The sequence below is a fragment of the Sutterella parvirubra YIT 11816 genome (assembly GCF_000250875.1).
In the GTDB taxonomy this organism is placed as follows: domain Bacteria; phylum Pseudomonadota; class Gammaproteobacteria; order Burkholderiales; family Burkholderiaceae_F; genus Sutterella; species Sutterella parvirubra.
The window spans coordinates 69,938-70,160 of record NZ_JH605011.1; the positions used below are offsets into that span (position 1 = coordinate 69,938).

The window sequence follows — 223 nt, forward strand, 5'->3', positions numbered from 1 at the left end:
TGGTCGTAGACGCAGCGCAGGAAGAGGCTCCCCGCTTCGGGCTCCTCAATCTTCATCGTGAAGCTCGAGGCGGGACGCGTCGCGTCGCCGTCGTTTTCGATGCGGACGGTCCCCGCGGCTTCGTTCATCGCGACGCGCTCGTCGAACGACCCCGTCTCAAAGCGGAGCGTGCGCGCCATGCGCACCGTGCCGTCCGCGTCGGTTTCAGAAGCGCCCAACGTCG

The 223-nt window shown here is 67.3% G+C and carries 1 protein-coding gene; it reads right to left on the bottom strand.

The features are described 5' to 3' along the window. On the bottom strand, window positions 1–223 hold a 223-nt coding region (locus HMPREF9440_RS11565), incomplete at both ends, for an SRPBCC family protein (protein ID WP_483754795.1).